The organism is Streptomyces sp. NRRL S-337, assembly GCF_000720175.1.
In the GTDB taxonomy this organism is placed as follows: domain Bacteria; phylum Actinomycetota; class Actinomycetes; order Streptomycetales; family Streptomycetaceae; genus Streptomyces; species Streptomyces siderophoricus.
Genome location: NZ_JOIX01000188.1, coordinates 1 through 410, shown reverse-complemented (window position 1 = coordinate 410; position 410 = coordinate 1). Strand labels below are relative to the sequence as shown.

Sequence of the window (410 nt, the reverse complement as noted above, 5' to 3'; positions counted from 1 at the left end):
TCGTCGAAGGTGGGACTGGCGATTGGGACGAAGTCGTAACAAGGTAGCCGTACCGGAAGGTGCGGCTGGATCACCTCCTTTCTAAGGAGCACTTCTTACTCGGACTTGTCCGGGTCAGAGGCCAGTACATCAGCGAATGTCTGATGCTGGTTGCTCATGGGTGGAACGTTGACTACTCGGCACTCTTGGAATGACGAGCGTTAGTACTGCTTCGGCGTGGAACGCGGTTCGTTGGTCAAGGGTGTCGGGCACGCTGTTGGGTATCTGAGGGTACGGACTGTGAGTCTGGAACCTTCGCGATGCCGGCCCCGGTAAAGGTCCACGTTGGTGGGTTGTGACGGGTGGCTGGTCGTTGCTTGAGAACTGCACAGTGGACGCGAGCATCTGTGGCCAAGTTTTTAAGGGCGCAC

General features: G+C 57.3%; 1 rRNA gene. It reads left to right on the top strand.

Annotation, left to right across the window (positions count from 1 at the left end):
- A 16S ribosomal RNA gene (locus IG62_RS0141020) occupies positions 1 to 81 on the top strand; the annotation flags it as partial.
- Positions 82 to 410 lie beyond the last annotated feature (329 nt).